Here is a 19,964-nt window from a genome sequence, read left to right as displayed (position 1 = left end):
GATGCCGATTGTAGTGCGTATCATGCACATTACAAAAATCATCATGAAGATAAACAAATGTCCTGCAAAACGTTACCCTGCTTGAGCATAAAACCAATACGCGGCTGTGCATTCAATAGAAACCGCTAAAATCACTGTATTTAAGGATTTTTCGACGTTAAAATGTTTTATTTCGCAAGCAAACTTATTTTTTAGCTACCGACTGAAAACAGCCGTCATATTCAATTTTCGATTGCTTATATTATATCATTTATTTATGTGTGTGTAAAGCACATTCTTCGAAAGCGCCCCGTGGACTACAAAGCCGGAGTATCCGGCTCCACTCCATAAAAAAATGCCGCTGCCGGCGGCACCCAGCCGGCAGCGGCGCAACATGGCGCCGCAACAATGTAGAAAAAAAATAACTTTACTCGGAAGGTTTTCCCGAAACGGCCTTCTTGGGCCTGGTAGCGCCGGTAAGCGCGCCCTTTACGTCGCCAAAGAGCATTATGTCCTTGGCCACGGTGGCCTTGGGGGCCATGGCAGGATCAAAGAGTATCTCTATATTGCCGGAAGAAGAATCGAGAAACTCCTTATCGAGCTTCACGTAGGCGTAGTACCCTTCTCCGTTAGCCTTTAAATAACGCGCATCGTAATCCTTGGACGAAATAAGGCTTAGCAAAAGCTCTATGTCCTCGCCGTCCTTCTTCCTTGGAATGGTCTTTATCCTGTACTCGGAGCCGGCCTTTATGGGGCCGTAGACGCCGTAGCGGAAATTATAGAAAGCGCAAAGCGGATCGTCGAAGGATTCGCCTTCCTTAAACGTCAGCACAAACGACCTTCTGTGCTCGCCGTTCTTCCACTGGTCTACCTGGACGCTTCGCTTAGCATAATCGAATACAAAGGTCTTTTTCGTGAGCTTTGAGCCGAGTTTGGTAACCTCTTCGTACTCAAGCGTCCTGAAACGCCTGCCTCCGTCGGTTTCCTCTAAAAGCGCTGTAAAAGTGTCCTCTCTGTGCCTAAGCCCCGGAACCCAGGAAAGCACACCAGTTGTATGCGCCGAAAGAACGGCCTTGTAACGGCCATTTCCAACGGAAGATATGCCTACAGAGGCCTCGGCTGCCTTCTTGAAATACCAGAAGCTTACGCGGTAGCCGTAGAGCTCGCCGTCGTAGGCATCGCCTATGGAAGACACAGCAGGCTTTGGCGCTGCCGCAGGCGCAGCGGCAGCCGTCGCGCCCGAGCCGCGCGTAGAGGAAGGAACACCGACCACCAAAAGAGCTGCTGCAAGAAACGCAGTGGCGGCAAACCTGTATTTACCTGAAAAAAAAATCATGCGCATCCTTCCCGGAAATGCCTCTAATCAAGGTCCTTGAACGGAGCCGGACGCCCGACATGATAGCCCTGGGCGTAGTCAACACTGAACTCCTTCAAAAGGTTAAGAGAAGCCTCGTTCTCCACGAACTCGGCTATGGTCTTTACGTTCATGCCTCTGGCGATTTCGGCAATGGATTTTACAAGAAGCTGGTCTTTGGGAGAGGTGTCGAGTTTTCTTACGAACGAGCCGTCTATCTTTATGTAACTCACGTTCAACTCCCTGAGATAGGCAAATGACGTGAAGCCGACGCCGAAATCATCGAGCGAAAAATGGCAACCCACGCTCCTAAGGTCGTCTATAAAGCCTTTGGCGAGCTTAATATCCTGCACCATGGCCGTCTCGGTTATTTCAAACACTATGCACGAAGGATCTACTCCTGACTTCTTTATCGTTTCTTTCAAATAAATAAGCGTCTCCTCCTCGCCTATCATGCGGCCAGAGAGATTTACCGAGAACGTGACCTTGCGCCCGGCCTTGTTAAGTTTAAGCATGGTGTCAAGGGACTTCTCAAAGACCATGTTGTTGACCTGCGCTATAAGGCCAAAGCGCTCGGCCGTGTCTATGAACTCGCCAGGCATGACTATGCCGCCGGAAGCATCGCGAAGCCTCGCAAGCGCTTCGTAGTGCGATACCTCGCCGGTCTCGATATTCATTATGGGCTGGAACCAGGGCTCGAAGCGGTTATTGTCAACGGCCTCGATTATCATGTCTTTACGGGTAAGCCTGTCACGCATCTGCTCGAGAACTCCGTCCTCTTCCTTATACAGACGCGCTCTGTTCCTGCCAAGCTCCTTTGCTCTATAACACGCGGCATCGGCCTTGGAGAGGAGCTTTCTTGCGGAATCGCCGTGGCTCGGATAAAGCGCGCACCCGATGCTTGCAGTGAGTTTGCCGGATATCTCGACAGGGTTATAGTGCTCTATGCAGCCTCTAAGATATTCGGCGGCAGCAACGGCCTGCGCCTCGCCAAGCCCTGGCAAAAAGACGGCGAACTCGTCGGCGCTGAGCCTCGAGAGTATTACGCCGCTCGATACGTCCTTAACGAACGGGAACTCCTGCGAGGTAAGCTTATTCTCAACAAGCCTTGCTATCCTTACGAGCACGGAATCGCCCATGCCGTGGCCGTAGGTGTTATTGATGAACTTGAACTGGTCAAGGTCGAATATCATGAGAACCCCGACGCCTTCGGGGCCTTCGGCGCCGTCGCCAAGCGCGAGCCAGGAATCCACTATATGTATGAAATGCTGCCTGTTATAGAGGCCTGTAAGCTCGTCATGATAGCTAAGGTAGCGCATCTTTTCCTCGGCCTGCATCCTGTCGGTCACGTCTTCCTGTATGGCGAGGTAATGCGTTATAGCGCCCTTGTCGTCCCTTATCGGAGAGATGATGCTCGATACCCAGAAGTACTCGCCGTTCTTCTTCTTATTCTTAAAGACGCCGCGCCAGGTCTTACCCGAAGATATGGTATTCCAGAGTTTCTTATAATCCTCGGCCGATGTGTCGCCGGAGGCAACGATAGTCGGATACTTTCCGATACACTCCTCCCTCGAATACCCGGAAATGTTTTCGAAGGTGGGGTTCACATACTCAATTTTGCCAATCGAATCTGTTATGAACACAAGGTTGATGCTCTGCTCTATGACCATAGTGAGCTTTTTAAGCTCGTACTCGCTTCTTCTGGCTTCTGTAACGTCCTGCACAGTGCCGGTCATCTTGACGGGCTTGCCATTATTAAACGTTACCTCGGCTTCCTCATGAACAATCCGCTCTTCACCGGTAACGGTTATAAGTCTGTGGTCTATAGAGTACGGCTTTTCGTTGGCAAGCGCGGCATTTACGGAATCTATGACATATTGCCTGTCGTCCGGGTGCACTCTCTCGAGAAACGCGTCGTAGGTCTCCTTGAACTCGTAGGGATCTATGCCAAATATACGGTATATCTCAGGGGACCAGTGAAGGTCGCCTGTAACGATATTCCAGTCCCAGTTGCCCATGTGCGCAACGCGCTGCGCGTTAAGCAGGCTTGCCTCGCTTTTCTTTATCTCCGCGGTGCGCTCACGTATGTCGACTGTCATGGAATTAAAGGCATCGACAAGGCGTCCGATTTCGTCGGACGTGGTCACGGGAAGCGCGATATCGTAATCGCCTTTTGCAAGTTTCTCGGAAGCGACAACAAGACTGTCGAGCGGGCGTATAACATACTTAAGGAATAAATAATAAAGAAGGAACATCAGGAGAACGGCAATAAAGGCGGCTATCAAAACGCTTCTAAGTATCTCGTTAATCGGCCTAAGTACCTCGCGCTCGTCGATTTCGGTAAGGAGCGTCCAGCTAAGCTCGGGCAGGCACATGGAAACGCCGCCGACACGCATACCCCTGTAATCGTCGTAGTACCCCTTCATCTCCTTCGACTCGTTAACGCAGGCATTGACAGGCAAAGTATCGACCTTAGCCTTTAATATGACGTCTGGCAGAAACCGCGAGCTCGTTAGAAAATGCTTATGGTCGTCAACAAGATATATCTCAAGGGTTTCCCTTGACCCTTTGCCGTAGCTTATGGCGCCGTGCCGGGCAAGAAAAGCTCCGCTTACAAGGGAATCGAGCTCATCGAACTTTATATCGTTTACGAGCACGCCTATTACAGCGCCGGTGTCGACATCTCGCACAGGGGTCGCAACTTCTATATTGGCAATGTCTTGCCCCTCGCCCCCGTGATGGTCTTCGAGAAATACCGTCCGAACGACACCTTTCTTAAATACGTCTTCGTCAAAATAATTTTTCCCGACATTTCGCTTGTCGGTCGAGGCAACGACCCTGCCCTTCAAATCAAGCACGTTTATATAGAGGAGCGTCTTATCGAGCACTATTTTGTTTTTAACAAGGTGCGCGGAAAGTGCGGCCCCTGAGCCGCCGCGCTTTAACTCACGCCGTATGAGGCCGTCGCTTGCGAAGTCCTCGGCCCTTCGCTTGCTCATCTCTATAAAAGAATACACCAGGGCCTCGTAACCCTCGGCAGTTACAAGGAGCTCTTCGAGTGTGGTATTAAGAAGCTTTTGTTTTGTGCTTGTATAAGTATAGAGAAAGGCGACGGCCATCGGCAGCAGCAGTATGAAAACCGCTATAAGGGCCTTTCTTGCCAGAGAGTCTCCGTATTTCCACATATCCCAATCCTCGATAATAATCGCTGTCACTAATCAGCGTCAAAAATACCAGGCCAATAAAATTACGAAGGGCAAACGTCGGTTGCAGCGTCAACGGTTCTCATATCAAGCATGAACCTGTCTTTATGTATACGGCCGACTATCGGGGTGGCAGCGCCCAAAAATAGCGCGGACACCGCGCCTGCATTCTTCTCCGGGTGCGTCACTATAACCACCTTCGTCGGTATCGTGTGCCCTGGAAGAGAGCCGCTCCCGACCTGGCTCTCCGAGTCCTCGACAGTTATAGAGTACGAAGCCCCGAGCTTCACCTTTATGAGGCCTGCTGCCTCGATGGCCAGTTTCCCGATATCATCCATGCTTCTCGAAAGATACTTAAAGGCCGGAAGCCTTTCCTTCAACGTCTCGGGCGAAAGATAGAGCCGAAGAGTAGCCTCAAGCGCTGCGATAGTAAGCTTATCAAGCCTCAAGGCGCGCTTCAAGGGATTCTTCCTTATCATGTCAACGAACTTCTTCTTTCCCACTATGAGCCCTGCCTGCGGGCCTCCGAGAAGCTTATCGCCGCTAAAGGTTACGATATCTGCGCCAAGAGAGACCCTCTCCTTTACTATAGGCTCCTTCTTAAGGCCGTATGCCGATATGTCGACAAGAGAGCCGCTTCCAAGGTCCTCTACAACGGCAATATTACGCCTCTTGCCTATGTCGACAAGCTCACCCAGCCCGACCTCGGAGGAAAAACCTACGATATCGAAGTTGCTCTTATGCGCCTTGAATAAAAGCGCGGTAGAGCCGGTTATTGCCTCTTCGAAGTCCTTCTTGTGCGTCCTGTTGGTGGTGCCGACCTCTTTAAGTATACACCCGCTTTTTTCAATTACCTCCGGAAGCCGAAACGAACCGCCTATCTCTATCAGCTCGCCCCTGGATATAACGACCTCGCGGCCCATGGCAAGCGTATTTAGCGTTATAAGCACTGCAGCTGCGTTGTTGTTGACCGCGCAGGCAGCCTCGGCTCCGGTAAGCTCCTTTAAAAGCTCCTCGATACGCGAGTCACGCTCTCCGCGAGAGGCCCTGCCGATGTCGAACTCGACGTCCACCGGGCCCGAGGCTGCAATCGTTAGCGCCTCGACCGCCTCTTTTGCAAGGATTGCGCGGCCAAGGTTCGTGTGCAGCACCGTGCCGCTCGCGTTAATAACGCGCCTTAAGGTGTCGGAAGAAAGCCTCTCGACGCGTTCCTTGACAAGCGCGCCGATGACAGCATCGGAAACGTCGGTAACAAGGCCGCTTAGAACGCCTGCCCTAAGGTGCTCAAGTGCTTCCCGGACAGCAGCCGTAAGCACACCCCTGCCAACCGTCGCCGAATAAGAGGACGACAACGATGACAGCACCTTCTCTACAGAGGGAAGCTCCCTTAAAATGTCTTTTTTCATGGGATATAAAAGAAAAACCGGCAGATAAAATAATCCGCCGTACCGCTTGGAATCATACCACATAGTAAGCCTCGCCGCAATAGTTTGATTTCCCCGGCGCTTTATGCCATAATAGGGTCATGAAGAAAACACTTTGCGCATTTATACTATTGGCAGCCGTAACAATCTTTATTACCGGATGCGGAGATAAAAAGGAAAAGCCCTCCGGCGAGCCTACGGGCTCTACAACAGGCGTTCCGAACTATTCCGGCGTAATGGAGAAGGTTCACGATAAGGCCGGTAAGGTAAATGAAAGCGTTGAAAAGAAAGATGCCTTACTAAAAGAGTAACAAAGACACTCCTTTAACATTTATATACAAATCGCAACCGCTCAAGACCGCCCAAGCAAAAAGCCAATAAAAACAAATGGATGAGCTAAAACTCAAAGAACTCGTATCACTTATGGCAAGGCTTAGGGCCACGGACGGCTGCCCCTGGGACAGGGAGCAGGACTTATCCACACTCATCCCCTTTATAATCGAAGAAGCCCATGAAGTGGTGGCAGCAATAGAGTCAGGTTCAAAGGATGCGCTAAAAGAGGAACTCGGAGACCTGTTATTTCAGGTCGTATTCGCGTCACAACTTGCAAGCGAGGCAAATGAGTTCACAATAAAGGACGTTATCGAAGAAAATATTTCAAAGATGACGCGCAGACACCCTCATGTGTTTGGAGATGCAAGCGCTGAAACGTCAAAAGAAGTACTTTTAAAATGGGATGAAATAAAAAAAGCCGAGGAAAAGAAAAAAAATCACGGCGGATACCTCTCGAATGTGCCGGAAACCCTTCCCTCACTCCTTAGAGCGCACAAAATAAGTAAAAAAGCCGCGAAAACAGGCTTCGATTGGAGATCCACCGAAGAAGTCATGGATAAGCTCGAAGAGGAATTAAACGAGTTCAAAGACGCGCTAAAACGCAAAGATACGAAGAATGTGGAGGAAGAACTCGGAGATATTCTCTTCGCGCTCGTCAATGTTGCAAGGTTTGTCGAAGTAAATCCGGAAGAAGCGCTTAGAAAAACCATCGGAAGGTTCATGTACCGCTTTCATTTCATAGAGAAATCGCTCGAAGAGAAAAATAAATCGCTCTCGAACTCCTCTCTAGACGAAATGGAAGCGCTTTGGAATGAAGCAAAGCAAAAAGAAAAAAACAAAGCTATTTCGGACGGTTAAAAGGTTCTCCCCAAAAGCTGTGGAAAAGCTGTTCAAAACAACCCATGACACAACCATATTAAAAACGTTTTATCAAGGTTTTTGCAAGAATGCTTATTTTTTGGGCAGTAGTTAATCTATAAAAATCAAGCTGTTAGCCTGTTTTTCATGCGTTTTCAATTACAGCCGGATTTTCCCTTGCAGCGCCTTGGCTTTTTCCTTTAGCAATCCACAGACAAAATCGAACTCGCGCACCTTAAATAACGCCGACATGGCCGCGTAAATGCCTATTCCAAGCGCTATAGCGCCTGATAACAGCGCGGTCTTGCCGAAAAACGACAGCGCATGCCAGTCGAACATAGCCGTAAAGCGGTACACAGCCACCCCCATAACCACGGAAGCAAGCATCGATACACCGAAATCCCTCCAATCCGCCACGTTAAAGAAGGCGCCAAGACGTTTATACAGCACAAGGGCCAAGAGAACCGTATTAAAGAACGCGGAAAGCGATGCTGCAAACGCAAGTCCGCCGTGCTTTAAGGGACCTACAAGGGCGACACACATTGCAATGTTGAAAATAAAGGCGAAAAACGACAGTATCACAGGCGTCTTCGTGTCCTTTAACGAATAAAACACGGAAACAAGCACCCTCGATATGGCAACAGGCACTATTCCAACTGCAAAAAACAGAAGCGCTACGGCCGTCTGCTTCGCGTCATACGGGCTAAACTCGCCTCTTACGAACAAAATATCGGTTATCGGATACGCAAGCGCCATCAGCCCGGCCGTTGCGGGAAGGCAGATAAAATTGGACAGCTTTACAGCATTGGAAAGCGCGCCGGAAAACGCAGCGGCGTCGTTACGCGAGGCGTGCATAGACAATGCCGGCAGGGCAGCGGTTGCAAGGGATACGCCAAACACGCCAAGGGGCAGCTCCATAAGGCGTGTTGCATAGTACAGATACGACACGCTTCCCTCGCTAAGGCCTGAGGCAAATCTTAGTATAATTACTACGTTTAGCTGGTAAATACCCAATCCTATTGCAGAATATATGAGAAGCTTGAGAACCTTCCATACCCCGGGATCCCTAAACGCAAACGCTATCCCCGGCAGCATCCCGAACTTCTTTAGGTACGGCAACTGCACAAGAAGCTGCAGCAGCCCGCCAACGAGCACCGAAGCGGCAAGCGCGTGCGCCGGGCTCTCCACAAACGGCGCAACTATCAGGACAGAGCCTATCATGGAGATGTTCAATAGCACCGGCGATATCGCAGGCGCAAAGAAGTGCCTTAGCGCATTGAGAACTCCCATGGCCACGGCCATAAGGCCGACAAACACCATGTACGGGAACATTATCTGCGTAAGGCGAACCGTAAGACCGAACTTCTCCGGGTTATCCGCAAACCCGGGCGTTATAAGGCGCACAAGCGGCTCGGAAAACCATATGCAAAGCGCGGTAACAACTACCAGGACAACGAAAAAGAAGGTCGTAAACCTCGAAACAAAGACCCTGGCCTCCTCCTTCGAGTTCTTTTCGATATAATCGGTAAATACCGGCACAAAAGAGCTTGTGAGCGCGCCCTCGCCAAGAAGACGGCGTAGAAGGTTGGAGACCGGAAGCGCCGCTAAAAAGGCGTCCGCAGCCATGCCAGCGCCGAAAAACCACGCAATCACCGCATCCCTCACATACCCGAGGACGCGGCTAAGCATAGTCGCACTGCCGACTATGCCGGCTGCCTTCACCATGCGCCGCTTATCGCTCATCTAAACTCCCCTCTTTTAAGCAAAACCGGCCAACATACCGAAGGCCTTGACAATATTCGAAAAAAATAATATCATAATAGCTTAACAAATACCGGAGGTATATAGCTTGGCAAACAATAAATCAGCAATCAAGAGGCACGCGCAGAGCATAAAAAGGAACTCGAGAAACTCTGCCTACAAATCCCAGATAAGAACCGCTGCCAAAAAGGTCGTGGATGCCGTCAAAAACGGCGACTCGGACTGGGCAAAGAGCAAGCTCGCGGAGGTGCGCACCCTTCTCGACAAGTCCGTTACAAAAGGCGTTCTTCACAGAAACAACGCCTCGCGCCGCATCTCAAGGCTCGTGACCGCAGTCAACACGCTTGGCGCAAAGTAATTAACCGCACGGCCATGACAACCTGAAAACGCAAGCCCCGTAAAAGGGCGCTTGCGTTTCTTTTTGCTTTAAGCGCGTCCACCTGCCACTGCTACGCCGCGCCCGGAAGAAAGGGCCAGGGCCATGTAACTCATCGCCACAGGCCCGGGAAGCTTGTCATTCGACTTTACTCCCAAAATAACCTCCCTTAGCCTGACCAAAAGGCCCAGAAGCTCGGCCTCGCTCGCCTGTTTCGACAACTGCAGATAAAGCGGGATATTATCGAGTGGCACCTTTGCCTCCCTCACTATGCCCCACTTATCCAATCCGCGCGCAGAGGCCGCAGCGGTCCTCAACACTGCCCTTATCTGCCAGGCCATGGCCCCGACAACAGCAAGCATGTCCTCATCGACAAGCGTGAGCGCGATTCTAAGGGCAGCCTTTCTGTCCTTTCTTATCACCGCAGAGGCAAGGTCAAAGGCGCTTGCCTCGTTAACGCCAACGACAGAGGCGGCGACATCGGTATCCCCTATCGCATCCGCATCGCCAACGAAAAGCACGAGCTTCTCAAGCTCTCCTTTTATATCGGCTAGCCGCGTCCCTGTTGCGTTTAAAAGCCTCTCAAGCGCCGGGCTTCCTATGGTCTTGCCCCTCTCCTTTAGAAACGCCGTCACCCACTTATCGAGGGCCGGGCGCTTTAGCTTCATGCACTCTTTCGCATACCCCTTTTCCTTTATAAGCGCGTGCAGGGCGGACTTCTTCACCCTTAGATACTCATCATCGGAAATAAGCACGAGGCAGGTGGAGGCAGAAGGCTTCTCAAGATAGCGCATGAGCGGCTCGGTCTGCTTCTCCTTTAGCCCCTCGGCCCCTGTAACGACTATCATGCGCATCGAGGAAAAGGCCGGCATGGTGTTGGCAACTGCCACTACCTCGGACATATCGAGGCCCTTCACCGCGTATTTGTTGAAATTAAGCGAGGCCATGGGCCCCGCGAGCACGGCTTTCTTTACGGACTCAACCGTCTCGGTCTTAAGATATTCCTCGTCTCCGAAGAGATAGTATACGGGCTTTATGTTCTTAGTATCCATTTAAAACCTTACCGAGAACCTTTCCCTTATAAGCCGCGCCATCTTGTGCGCGATTTCCCTGAATGCCTCTGTTTCGTTTTCCCTGGTGGCCGTGACGTTAGAGGTATCCACCTTAAAGTCCTCGAAGTCCTCGAAGGCCTCATCCCAAAGAGAGGCGGTCTCTCCCTTTTTAACGAGCCTTACCGAGGCCGATACAGTAAGCCTGTACTCGCTTACAACGCTATTCTCGGTAAATGCAACTGGAGTTAGTCTATAATGAGTTATCACGCCATCGAGCCTTGCATCGGCATTCTCGGTATCCGTAACCTTTATCATGTTCACAAGCTCGTCTGCAACACGTGTTGACAATATGCCCTCGATACCAGCCCTGAAGGTCATATTCCCAAACACAGGCACAGCTACCGAGCGTATCCCCGCTCCAAGGGGCTCGGGCTTGACGGAGGCAGGGCCGTAGCCGCAGCCGGCGATAAAAAAGAGCGCCGCCAGTATGACGATGTTTTTTCTGAAAATCACGCTACCACCATGTTAAGGAGTTTATTTGGCACGTACACGACCTTCCGTAGCGTCTTGTCTTTTATATGTGCGCCTATTTTGTCATCGGCAAAGGCAGCCTCTTTCGCAGCCTCCTCGCTAGCACCTGTAGGAAGAGAGAGCTTGCCGCGAACCTTGCCGTTTACCTGCACAACCACCTCTACCTCGTCTACTTCGAGAGCAGCCTCATTATACGACGGCCAGGCTGTCTCGTACACGCGCTTATTGGCGCCAAGCACTGCCCAAAGCTCTTCGGTAACATGCGGCGCGAACGGAGAGAGAAGAAGAATAACGGCATCGAGCGCAGCCCTAAGCACTGCCTTTTCCTCCACACTTTCCTTACCAGCCTCCCACTGATAAAGCAGATTGACAAGCTCCATAATGGAACTGACCGCCGTGTTGAAATGGTATCTCTTCTCTATGTCCTCTGTGACCTTCTTTATTGTCTTGTGTGTTGCGTGGTGCACGGTCTTAAGATATCCGGAAAGCTGCCCTGAACCGGCGTAAGGCCTGACTCCCTTTACAGTTGCCGCATTATCATTAACAAGCCTCCATACCCTGCCTATGAAGCGCGAGGCTCCGTCAACGCCGTCGATATTCCAATCAAGGTCCTTCTCAGGAGGAGCGGCAAAGAGCGTAAAAAGGCGTGTCGTATCAGCGCCGTAGCGCTCGATTATGCCGTCTGGGTCTACCGTATTCTTTTTACTCTTGCTCATCTTCTCGACAGCGCCGTAAGTAACGGCCTTGCCGCAGTGAGCGCATTTATCGTCTTTAACCTCGTCAGGGCTCACGTACCCGTGCTCAGGGCACTTGGAGGTCCGCATGCAGACCATGCCCTGGGTTAGAAGGTTCTCGAAAGGCTCATCTGCCGTATGAAGCCCAAGGTCTCGAAGCGCCTTTGTAAAAAACCTCGAATAGAGTAGATGCAGCACTGCGTGCTCTATGCCGCCGATATAGCGGTCAACGGGCATCCATCTCTTGGCCGAGTCCTTTGTAAAGGGTAGCGTTGTATCCTTTGGCGAAAGGTAGCGGAGAAAATACCACGACGAATCGACGAACGTGTCCATGGTGTCGGTCTCTCTTCTCGCGTCACCCTTGCATTTGGGGCATTTTGCTTTGACAAAACTCTCGTGCGCCTCAAGCGGAGACCTTCCGCTTCCCGTAAGTTTCACGTCTTCGGGCAACACTACAGGCAAGTTTTCGTACGGAACGGGCACTGTGCCGCATTTGTCGCAGTAAATAAACGGTATGGGGCAGCCCCAGTAACGCTGACGCGATATGCCCCAGTCGCGAAGCCTTCTGGTTATTGTCTTTACCCCAAGCTTATTTTTCTCAAGGTGCTCGACTATTTTTTCCTTTGCAGTATTGCTATCAAGCCCGTCAAAGCCCTTTGAATTAACCATCACGCCTGGCTCTACATACGCCTCGGTCATCTTTGCTACCTCAAGCGTCTTGCCCGGAGGATTAATCACAACCTTTATGTCGATATTGTATTTCTTCGCAAACTCGAAATCACGCTGGTCGTGCGCAGGCACTGCCATAACAGCCCCTGTGCCGTATTCCATCAAAACGAAGTTCGCGGCGTAGACAGGAATCTCAGCTCCTGTAAGAGGGTTCTTACAAAACGCGCCCGTAAACACGCCCTCTTTCTCAGCTACACCTTCCCTGTCCCGCATTGTTTCGTTCCTGATTCTCTCGACAAAGGCATTAACCTCTGCCTTCTTATCAGCAGTTGTTATCCGACTAACAAGCGGATGTTCCGGGGCAAGGCTCATGAAGGTAGTGCCAAAAAGCGTATCCGGCCTTGTTGTGAAGATCCTGATTTTCTCGCTGCTTCCAACTACCGGAAAGTCAACCTCAGCGCCGATACTTCTGCCTATCCAGTTACGCTGCATCACAAGAACTTTTTCCGGCCAGCCCGGAAGCTTTTCAGTATGGTCAAGCAATTCGTCGGCGTATTCGGTAATCTTAAAGAACCACTGCTCGAGCTTTTTCTGCTCGACAGTAGACTCGCACCTCCAGCAAAGCCCTTCCTCGACCTGTTCGTTTGCGAGCACGGTCGAGCACTTGGGGCACCAATTGACGTTAGAAAGTTTCTTGTACGCAAGACCTTTTTCGTAGAATTTCAAAAAAATCCACTGATTCCACTTATAGTAATCGGGCAAACAGGTGGCGACCTCTCTCTCCCAATCGTAGCTAAGGCCCATGCGCTTTAGCTGCTTCTTCATGAAGGCTATGTTTTCGTGCGTCCATTTGGCAGGATGCACCTTGTTCTGAATGGCCGCGTTCTCTGCAGGAAGGCCGAAAGAATCCCACCCCATTGGGTGAAGAACGCTTTTACCGCGCATGTGCATAAAGCGCGCTATGACGTCGCCTATCGTATAATTACGAACATGCCCCATGTGGATCTTCCCGGACGGGTACGGAAACATCTCAAGGACGTAGTACTTATCGCCCGAGTCCCTGGTGGCAAAGGCCTTGTTATCGGCCCATGTCCTTTGCCATTTCTCTTCTATTGCCTTGTGGTCGTATCTTTCGGTTATTTCAGCCATCGTTAGCGCAAAACTCCTTCAATGTAATCAATTAGACTTTTTAACACATAACCGCTTGATTATCAAATGGAAAACCGGGCAGCACGGCCTGCTCTCCATCCTTGACCCAGAGGCAAACAAAAGATTATAATTACTGCGTCTCTAATCCAAGGAGGCCTCTTCGTGAGATACCTATCTATTCTGACTTTTCTTATTACACTATTCGCTGCCGCGCCCTCGCACGCGGGGCTGTACGCAAAGGACTTCAACAAATGGGAAGACTCCTGGAGCTTCGACGAAAGCAGTTGGGACTACGTATACTACGGCGAGATAGCTATAAACAATTGCAAAAATAATATCTGCGACTTCGAACTAAACTCCGCATCCGGAACTACTGCGCCCAGCTCATGCGAAATACACGACGGACGCATTCAAATCAATGGAAATAAAGGCAAGCTTATAGCCTTTGACAAAGACGAGGAATATATCGAGGGATATTTCACAGACAACATAAAAACACACGTCAGCGAATGCCTCCAATTCGAACTCGACGAAGAGAATGCGGTTTTAAAAGTGCTGTCCGACGCTTACTGCCTGAAGTTTTTTTGCGGGGCCAGGACATCTATAGCTTCGCAAAACTACACATCGAGGTTCTTAAAAAAGAAGAGCGAGGAAAACAAAACCTACAAAACAAGCTATAAGTGCGAAAACCTCTCGGACTGGTTCAAGATAATGGTTTGCCAGGACGAGGAACTGGCGTACCTCGACTTATTATTAAAGGAAACTTACGACTACAGAAAAGCCACTACCGGAAAAAAAGACATGGCTGAGATGGACACATGGCTTCAAAACTACAGCAGCGGCAAAGGTTACGATAAAGACTACATAGACAAGATATACAGGCTTGCTGCCGTCTCCACTTATTTGACCCACTCGCAAAAGCCGCAGGAAGCGGTTATAGCCAAATCCGGCGGACTCAACACGCTATGGTGGATTTACACCGACAATGCTTACGGCAACGTCTACAAGGCCGAGTGGAAAGACTACACGCCCTATGCCGGAAATATCGACCTAAAACCAGGCGAGGTCGGGTTCCACCGCAGCTTCGGCATCGACAACTGCAAAAACAACACCTGCGACTTCCATATACAGATCGAGATGGAAGGCCTGCCGAGCAGCTACGAACTCCTGTTCGAGGGTTTCGGCACAATAAAGGCCGAAACCACAAAAACAGCCGTGGCAACAAATATAATTTTCAAGAATAAAAACATCGCCACAAGCAACACCTTAGGCACCCCTGATGAGCCCGACGCGCCGAATGAGCCCGACGCGCCCTGGAATCACTTCCGGTCGATAACGGAAACAACATGCTCTTTCGAGTTGATAAATTTTCCGACCGTCGATAAACTCGTAATACGGCAAACACAGCCTTCGGGATGCAAAATACCGGAATACTTTTTCACCCAATTAAAATCCAAAGCCCGTGAGGACTTCCTGTTATTCAACACCAGCTACGACTGCTACAAAGCAGGCAATCTTGCCGAAAAGACCGTTTGCGCCGTGGAAACGCTGGCGAACCTCGACCTTGAGCTTGCAAAGCTCTACAAGGACGCATCCGCCATATCGCCGCAGATAAAAGCCTCGCAGAAAGAATGGATAAAAAAGAAAAACTCGTGCAAGGACAAAGAAAGCTGCATAGAGTATGAGTACAAGCGCCGCATCATAGATTTGTATAAAATCATACGGACAAAGAACGCAAAAAAATAACGCCCCGGAGAGACATCGATGACAAAACTTGCCGCTGCCGTGACTTTTCTTATTACCCTGCTTACCGCCCTGCCCTCGCATGCGGGGCTGTACTCAAAAGACCTAAACCTCTGGGAAGGCAAGTGGGAATTGTCAGATAGCGGCAGGGAAAACTCCGGAACAATAGACATACAGGGCTGTAAGGATAATGTCTGCAGAATCGACGCTGGCGTGTACCACCAGGGGCCGATGACGCAGGATTCGTGCGAGTTCTACGGCGCAAAGCTCTCCATATCCGGAGCCAAGGCATCGCTTACCGCGCTCGGGGACGGGCAGACAACTGCCAAAGATAATAACAACAAAGACATCCCTCTTGCCGAGTGCGTAAGCCTCCGGCTAAACGAGGAAAAAGGCCTCATCGAGCTCATAATCAGCGAAAACTGCTTGCCCGAGGCATTTTGCTCAAAGCCTGCAAAGGCAAGCCTGCATTCGGGGAGCTTCAAGGCAGCGCACTTTCTGGCGACAAAGGACAGAGCGACACATAAGGCAAGCTATAAGTGCGAGGACCTCACTAAACACATGGACATCCTGATATGCACGGACAAGGAGCTTGCATCGCTAGACTCGGAGCTTAATGAGGCGTATAAATACGCAAAGGACTCGGGTAAGGACAACGCCTCCTCTCAAAAAGACTGGCTAAAGAAACGCGACTTACTCTACTCTCACGACAACGCAAAAGAGAAAATAGCGCGCTCATACGCAGACAGGATATATGAACTCCAAAGCAGAGCGCCCTACAAAGCACCGGCAGCCGAAAGCGCTTCGCCAAACGACAAGACTGGCGCGCTTGCATGGATAGGCACAGGCTCCGTGGCTGCAGCAGAAAAAGAAATCCCAAACGAAGGAACATACGACATCACAAGAGAGATAACCATAGACAACTGCAAGGGAAGCGTGTGCGAACTTAGCATGACCATATACATGTCTGCATCTGGCGTGTACTCCGGAGACCCTGCCCCGGCATTCTCGGCAACCGGTGTTTTTACGCCGGAATCTCCTGATAAAGGCACGGCAAAGAACCTGAAGTTCACAAAAATATATTCCGATACCGCGCTTCCTTTGCCGGAACTAAAGAATGCGACGTGCGCGCTCGTACTCGAGCACTTGGCTGCCACTAAAGAAGTATCGGTAAAGGCAGCGCCCAAGCCCGCATGTATACTGCCGGAATACCTGCTCGCAGGCCTTGGAGCAGCGAAAAGGGAGGCGGTAACCTTCTACGCGCCGGGCTACGATTGCAGCAAGGCTTCGACAATCGGGGAAAAGGCCGTGTGCACAGATAAAACACTTGCGAGCCTGGACATGGAACTAACCACACTCTACAAAAAAACTTCCGCATCAAAAGACGTAAAGGCCGGACAAAAGGCATGGATGGCCAGGAAAAACGCCTGCGGCGCCGATAAAAACTGCCTCGGATACGAGTATAAGCGGCGCATAATAGAGTTATATAAAGCGCTTAGGGCAAGCGGCGCAAAAAAATAGCGCCCTCCTCCGCACGGAGGAGAGCGCGAAAATTATTCTAAAGTCTACTTCTGCTCTGCCTTTATTCCGGCAATTGCCGCTACCCCCGTGAGCAACAGCCCGATTACGATAGAGAAGCCGCCAATCATCGAGAAGTTCGAGGCCCAGTACATGCCAAAGACCGAGGCAAGGTAAAGAACACCGGAATGAAAGAGCGCGCCGATAAGAAACAGTATGCAGAGCACGGTCTTGAACTTAGCGTCTATATCGAGCTTCATCACAACAAGCCCTGCAACGATATTTAGAAGCGCTTCGAGGTTGCCGTGCGCGTGAGCAGCGCTGCCGACAAACCCGAGCTTGTTTACCCCCTGCAGATAAACCACTATCGACTCGAAAGCCGATGTAGCGGCCCTGTCGCCGCCTGTCTGCGCGTAGGTCTCTACGGCGTCGGAAGCGGATTTTAAAAGCCCTGCATTGGCGCCCTTGCCCTTTACAAGGACTAGGGGCCCAAGCACTGCCGTGCAGGCAAAATAAAAGAAACCGAATACGATGTTGATCTTACCGTTGAACCAGTTTTTCATAATGTTATTTTAGCACAAGTTTTCCGGTTGGCAATAGAATATAGGAATGCTACCTCATCCCCACCCAATTACCGTTTTCATCATAATTATAGGAACGGTCAAAGCCGCATGCGTTCCAAACGGAATCAAAAATAGGACGTAGGGCTTTTGCTGTTATATTTTTATCCAACAGAGCTTCATAATCCTCAACAAAAATCTCAGGCAAAACCAACAAATCACGGTCAATAGGATTGCCACCACTCAAACGATAATCAACCGACAAACAAACACCATGCACTCCTATAATGGTGACAAACATCACTAATGGGCCTGCTATTCCTAACGCCTTCAACACAGTAATATATCTTATAACACCTTTAATAATATATTCCTCATACGCAGTGCCTGGAATAAACCACTTGCCGTCTTTCTCTCTTGTTAAATCCGCACAAACAGATTCCACCAAACCATTGCGAAAAAGCAAAGCATACGATTCCGCTGCCGACCGCCCCTGACGATACTCCAAATTACTACCAGCACTGTTATAAGTAATAAAACCATCTAAATTGTACATATTGCTATACCCGCTACTTCCAATAGGTGCCATTACTGAAATCGCCTTTTCTTTCAAAACAGACACTTCAAAACATCTACCTGTTGTAAAAGAATCTACTGGCAAAATGTGCAGCACTAGCTTGGCGCCCTCTATCAATCTCACAGCGGACTTATTTGCAATAATTTTCCCCAATCTACCATCTTTAAAACGCCTTATCTTCTCCGGCACCGCTTCGGAAAGTAAAAAAGACGCTCTAATTTCTGAAACGTCCATCTGATGCTTTCCGGCACTATTTCTAACAAAAAACCGCGTTGAGCCGCCGAAATCAACCATATGAGGCGCATTCCAACTATTCGGCACACGAATCAAAAGTATCGGGCCTTTTGAGCCGCCTTCGATTAACCTCATCCTTAAACCCTGCACTCGAGGTTTAAGACATGTTCGGACAATATTTTCCAGGCGACTCTGTTCGGCGTCGAGATTCCCCTCTAAACCCAACATCTCCTGGGGAAGTCCATCGGTTTCCGAAACACCGTATAACAAATCTCCTCCGCCTGCATTTGCAAAAGAAGAGATATCAGCCAAGAATTCCTTTTTGTCGCTATCGGAATTACCGGGCAAAGTCTGTTTGTAGTCGATAGTCCGGCATTCGCGCACCTTATTCTCGATGAGCGATTCGATATCGGCTTTCGAAATAGTATCGATGGATTTAGAAATCATAGCGCTGGTTCCACAGGAACAGGGAATGCCCTCCCGTTCGTTCTGTTGTGTATCATACAATAGCAACAACCTGATTTGTGTATAATAAAATACGTTTTATTATACACAACAACTCCCAAGACCTATCAAAAAGCTCCGGATGCGAGGCGCCGAGGAGCGACGAATGAGGCGTATTCCGTATATACGCCGCAGTGAGGAGCGACGAAGGCAACAAAGCAGACGGACTTTTGGAGAGGTCTTGCCTACTTCGCGCCCCTCTCCTTTAACCATTCCTTATGTTCCCTGCTCTTGACAAAGCCGGAATAGACCTCGATGTCCTTTAAATCCTTCATCTCTATACCAAGATTCCTCTCGATAGAGAGCAGCAGGCGTTTTGTTTCCTTATAGTCTTTTTCTTCAAGCGACAGAGTAATCAGAAACCAGTACGCGTCCTCGAGATACATGTCGTTTTGAAGCGCCCTGCTCGCATCGGCCCTGGACTTAACCTTGTCGCCCGCGTCGTAGTATATCTTCCCCTTCACGAGCGAAAGATACGGATCCCCGCCAAGCGACGCGTCCAGTCGCTCCGCGCACTTAACGGCATCGGCGTACATGCCCTTTGTCCAGTAGTAATCGAGAAGCAGCACATCCAGCGCAGGGTCTTCGGGGTAAAGTTTCATGAAACGCTCTACAGTCGAACCGTACCCCTCGCTGTCCTCGAGCGCGATAAGCAGCCTCAGACGGTGCATGAGGAAGTTCTTCTCATCCCTTAACTCCACAGGAAGACCATCGTGTATATCCAGCGCGGCCTTGAAGTTGCCTAACTTGGTCTCATCGAACATCTTCGTAATGGGGCCAAGGTGCTTGATAAACTCGCTCTCCTTACCGGCAAGCTTCTCAAACGAACTCTTATTATCCTCGTATATCATGGGTGTGACGATGCGGCGCACGGACTCGCTTATCCTCTCGCCTATGGCAGCCACATATATATCCGCTATCCTTATCTTGCCGGAGGAATCCTCTACGAGGTAGAGCTCGTGATAGTTTAGGCCTCCGCTTGAATCTATCAGCCTGAAAAGGGCCGTTGGCGCAGCGCCCGGGTTCCTAAACCTAAGAAACCTGTAGCTGCCGCCTCCACCGGGGAAAAACCTCTGGCTCCATGGAGACTTCGCGAGCCCTCGCTTGAATCCTTCGCCAAAGCCGCCTCGAAACTTCTCGCTCGGCTTAAAGCCCTTCATCGCCTCCGTGAGGATTGCTTCCACATCGACGCGTTCGTCAAAAAACTCGCCTCTACCGGCGGTTACCGCATCCTCGAGGGCAAATACGAACTCGATGTGCTTATTGCCCTGCGCGGAACCGGCGGCAACGGCAAACGGCGCGGCAAGACATAGCGCTAACAGCGCGCCCAAAACCGCGGCTATGGACAAAGATATAACCCTCACGCACACCTCCGGGCAGTGCCTTCTTGATGTTGTCACGTAAA

General features: G+C 50.3%; 15 protein-coding genes. 5 read left to right on the top strand and 10 right to left on the bottom strand.

Annotated elements, in window-relative coordinates; genetic code table 11:
- Positions 1-406: 406 nt before the first annotated feature.
- Genes OEV59_07100 through selA form a run of 3 tightly spaced genes read right to left on the bottom strand, consistent with a single transcriptional unit; the run spans position 407 to position 5,942 of the window.
- Positions 407-1,315 carry a DUF3108 domain-containing protein gene (locus OEV59_07100; GenBank protein MDH4227505.1) on the bottom strand — a complete coding sequence of 303 codons (909 nt, stop codon included), beginning with the start codon at positions 1,313-1,315 and terminating at the stop codon, positions 407-409.
- 23 nt (positions 1,316-1,338) lie between these two features.
- On the bottom strand, positions 1,339-4,548 hold the full coding sequence (locus OEV59_07095) for an EAL domain-containing protein (GenBank protein ID MDH4227504.1): 3,210 nt from the start codon (positions 4,546-4,548) through the stop codon (positions 1,339-1,341).
- Between the two features lie 32 nt (positions 4,549-4,580).
- On the bottom strand, positions 4,581-5,942 hold the full coding sequence (gene selA, locus OEV59_07090) for an L-seryl-tRNA(Sec) selenium transferase (GenBank protein ID MDH4227503.1): 1,362 nt from the start codon (positions 5,940-5,942) through the stop codon (positions 4,581-4,583).
- A 119-nt stretch (positions 5,943-6,061) separates the two neighbouring features.
- On the opposite strand from selA, the gene OEV59_07085 reads away from it, so the two are divergent.
- Together OEV59_07085 and mazG are read left to right on the top strand one after the other, a co-directional pair.
- Positions 6,062-6,271 carry a hypothetical protein gene (locus tag OEV59_07085; protein MDH4227502.1) on the top strand — a complete coding sequence of 70 codons (210 nt, stop codon included), beginning with the start codon at positions 6,062-6,064 and terminating at the stop codon, positions 6,269-6,271.
- Positions 6,272-6,347: 76 nt separating this feature from the next.
- The gene (gene mazG, locus OEV59_07080) at positions 6,348-7,151 is read left to right on the top strand and encodes a nucleoside triphosphate pyrophosphohydrolase (protein ID MDH4227501.1); all 804 of its coding nucleotides are present in this window, start codon (positions 6,348-6,350) and stop codon (positions 7,149-7,151) included.
- A 159-nt stretch (positions 7,152-7,310) separates the two neighbouring features.
- Here the strand turns inward: mazG and murJ are convergent, their stop codons facing one another.
- Positions 7,311-8,894 (bottom strand): murein biosynthesis integral membrane protein MurJ, encoded by a 1,584-nt coding sequence (murJ, locus tag OEV59_07075; GenBank protein MDH4227500.1) that lies wholly within the window; start codon positions 8,892-8,894, stop codon positions 7,311-7,313.
- Positions 8,895-9,000: 106 nt separating this feature from the next.
- Here murJ and rpsT point away from each other — a divergent pair, with 106 nt between their 5' ends.
- Positions 9,001-9,270 (top strand): 30S ribosomal protein S20, encoded by a 270-nt coding sequence (gene rpsT / locus OEV59_07070; protein ID MDH4227499.1) that lies wholly within the window; start codon positions 9,001-9,003, stop codon positions 9,268-9,270.
- A 68-nt stretch (positions 9,271-9,338) separates the two neighbouring features.
- Here rpsT and holA read toward each other — a convergent pair whose 3' ends face one another.
- Genes holA through leuS form a run of 3 tightly spaced genes read right to left on the bottom strand, consistent with a single transcriptional unit; the run spans position 9,339 to position 13,414 of the window.
- The gene (holA, locus tag OEV59_07065; GenBank protein MDH4227498.1) at positions 9,339-10,340 is read right to left on the bottom strand and encodes a DNA polymerase III subunit delta; all 1,002 of its coding nucleotides are present in this window, start codon (positions 10,338-10,340) and stop codon (positions 9,339-9,341) included.
- A complete protein-coding gene (gene lptE / locus OEV59_07060; GenBank protein MDH4227497.1) occupies positions 10,341-10,853 on the bottom strand; it encodes an LPS assembly lipoprotein LptE in 513 nt (170 codons plus the stop codon).
- Positions 10,850-13,414, bottom strand: a complete 2,565-nt coding sequence (gene leuS, locus OEV59_07055) for a leucine--tRNA ligase (GenBank protein MDH4227496.1) — start codon at positions 13,412-13,414, stop codon at positions 10,850-10,852. The genes lptE and leuS overlap by 4 nt, the downstream gene beginning before the upstream one ends.
- A 171-nt stretch (positions 13,415-13,585) precedes the next feature.
- Between leuS and OEV59_07050 the strand changes: the two genes are divergently transcribed.
- Positions 13,586-15,169 (top strand): hypothetical protein, encoded by a 1,584-nt coding sequence (locus OEV59_07050; protein MDH4227495.1) that lies wholly within the window; start codon positions 13,586-13,588, stop codon positions 15,167-15,169.
- 18 nt (positions 15,170-15,187) lie between these two features.
- Entirely contained in the window at positions 15,188-16,687 is a 1,500-nt protein-coding gene (locus tag OEV59_07045) for a lysozyme inhibitor LprI family protein (GenBank protein MDH4227494.1), read from the top strand.
- Positions 16,688-16,731: 44 nt separating this feature from the next.
- On the opposite strand, the gene OEV59_07040 is transcribed toward OEV59_07045, so the two are convergent.
- The 3 genes from OEV59_07040 to OEV59_07030 all read right to left on the bottom strand — a co-directional run bounded on the left by OEV59_07040 (position 16,732) and on the right by OEV59_07030 (position 19,959).
- Complete coding sequence (locus tag OEV59_07040; protein MDH4227493.1) at positions 16,732-17,247, bottom strand: hypothetical protein; 516 nt, start codon at positions 17,245-17,247, stop codon at positions 16,732-16,734.
- A gap of 49 nt (positions 17,248-17,296) precedes the next feature.
- Positions 17,297-18,502: an ATP-binding protein gene (locus tag OEV59_07035; GenBank protein MDH4227492.1), complete on the bottom strand. Its 1,206-nt coding sequence runs from the start codon at positions 18,500-18,502 to the stop codon at positions 17,297-17,299.
- Between the two features lie 242 nt (positions 18,503-18,744).
- On the bottom strand, positions 18,745-19,959 hold the full coding sequence (locus tag OEV59_07030; protein ID MDH4227491.1) for a hypothetical protein: 1,215 nt from the start codon (positions 19,957-19,959) through the stop codon (positions 18,745-18,747).
- Between the last annotated feature and the right edge of the window lie 5 nt (positions 19,960-19,964).

The organism is Deltaproteobacteria bacterium (assembly GCA_029858205.1).
GTDB lineage: Bacteria > Desulfobacterota > GWC2-55-46 > GWC2-55-46 > DRQE01 > JAOUFM01.
The sequence above is the reverse complement of the archived record's forward strand: the minus strand, read 5'-3'. Positions and strand labels throughout refer to the sequence as shown.